Source organism: Streptomyces sp. SM1 (assembly GCF_002910825.1).
In the GTDB taxonomy this organism is placed as follows: domain Bacteria; phylum Actinomycetota; class Actinomycetes; order Streptomycetales; family Streptomycetaceae; genus Streptomyces; species Streptomyces okerensis.
This window is the reverse complement of record NZ_NEUB01000888.1, coordinates 1-2,009: the sequence shown is the minus strand read 5'-3', so window position 1 is coordinate 2,009 and position 2,009 is coordinate 1. Positions and strand designations below refer to the sequence as shown.

Sequence of the window (2,009 nt, the reverse complement as noted above, 5' to 3'; positions counted from 1 at the left end):
GGACAGGTCACGGTCGGAGAGTTCGGTGAGGGCCGACTCGCCCGAGCCGAGAATCGCGTCGGCGAGGGCTCGCTTGGCCTCCAGCATCTCGGCGATGCGGTCCTCTACCGTGCCCTCGGTGACGAGGCGGTGGACCTGGACGGGCTGGGTCTGTCCGATGCGGTACGCGCGGTCGGTGGCCTGTTCCTCGACCGCCGGGTTCCACCAGCGGTCGAAGTGGACGACGTGTCCGGCGCGGGTGAGGTTCAGGCCGGTGCCGGCGGCCTTCAGGGACAGCACCAGGACCGGGGTCGCGCCGCTCTGGAAGCGGTCGACCATGTGCTCCCGCTCCGGCACCGGTGTACCGCCGTGGAGCAGTTCGACCGGGACCGCCCGCTCGGCGAGGTGGGCGGTGATCAGGCGGGCCATCCCGACGTACTGCGTGAACACGAGGGCCGAGCCGTCCTCGGCCAGCAGGGTGTCCAGCAGCTCGTCCAGCAGGGCGAGTTTGCCGGAGCGGGCGGCGAGCCGGTCGCCGCCGGTCTGCGCGTGCCCCTCCTTCAGGTACAGGGCCGGGTGGTCGCAGATCTGCTTCAGCGAGGTGAGCAGCTTCAGCACCAGGCCGCGGCGGCCCATGCCCTGCACGGTCTCGATGGCGGCCATCGACTCGCGCACCACCGCCTCGTACAGCGAAGCCTGTTCGCGGGTGAGCGGTACGGGGTGGTCGGTCTCGGTCTTGGGCGGCAGTTCGGGGACGATGCCGGGGTCGGACTTCTTGCGCCGCAGGAGGAAGGGCCGGACCAGACGGGCGAGACGCTCCACCGCTTCCTCGTCCTCGCCGGTCTCCACCGCGCGGGCGTGCCGGGCGCGGAAGGACTTGAGCGGGCCGAGGAGCCCGGGGGTCGTCCAGTCGAGGAGGGCCCACAGCTCGGAGAGGTTGTTCTCCACGGGTGTGCCGGTGAGCGCCACCCGGGCGGGGGCCGGGATCGTGCGCAGTGCCTTCGCCGTCGCGGAGTGGGGGTTCTTGACGTGCTGTGCCTCGTCGGCGACGACCATGCCCCACGCGTGGGCGGCCAGGTCGGGGGCGGCGGAGCGCATGGTGCCGTAGGTGGTGAGGACGAAGCCGCTGCCGGCGTCGTCCAGGGTGCGGTCGGGCCCGTGGAAGCGGCGCACGGGGACGCCGGGGGCGAACCGGGTGATCTCCCGCTGCCAGTTGCCGAGCAGCGAGGCGGGGCAGACCACCAGGGTCGGTTCGCGGCGGGCCCGCTTCAGGTGGAGCGCGATGAGGGTGATCGTCTTGCCGAGGCCCATGTCGTCGGCGAGGCAGCCGCCGAGGCCGAGGGAGGTCATGAGGTCGAGCCAGGCCAGTCCGCGCAGCTGGTAGTCGCGCAGGGTGGCGTCCAGGCCGGGCGGCGGCGCGGCGGGCCGTACACCGGCGGTCAGGCGGTCGCGCAGGGCGGCCAGGGCCCCGGCGGGGACCGCCTCGACCGTCTCGCCGTCGACCTCCGCGTGGCCGGTGAGGGCGACGGACAGCGCGTCGACCGGGTCGAGCAGCCCCAGGTCCCGTTTGCGGGCCTTGCGGACGAGGGCGGGGTCGACCAGTACCCACTGGTCCCGCAGGCGTACGACGGGGCGGTGGGCCTCGGCCAGGGCATCCATCTCGGCCTCGGTGAGCGGGTCGCCGGCGAGGGCGAGCTGCCAGCCGAACCGGAGCAGGTCCTCGCTCTCGAAGAAGCCGGTGCCGTCGGTCGCCGAGCCGGGTGCCGGGCGGACGACCGCCGTGACGGTGAGGTCCTGGGCGAGATCCCGGGGCCAGTGCACGGCGACGCCGGCCGCGGCGAGCCGGGTGGCGGCCACGCCGAGCAGATCGTTCAGCTCGTCCTCGGACAGGGCCAGCACATCGGGCACATCCTGGTCGGAGAGCCGGTCCAGGGGCGGCCAGACGCGGGCGGCGCGGCGCACGGCGAGGGCGGTGTCCACCCGCGAGCGCGGGCCGAAGGCGCTGTCGGCCTCGCCCGACCAGAGGGCGG

At 74.0% G+C, this 2,009-nt stretch carries 1 protein-coding gene; it reads right to left on the bottom strand.

Features of this window, described 5'->3' with window-relative positions; all coding sequences use genetic code 11:
* On the bottom strand, positions 1–2,009 hold a 2,009-nt coding region (locus B9S61_RS29910; RefSeq protein ID WP_103545036.1), incomplete at both ends, for a DEAD/DEAH box helicase.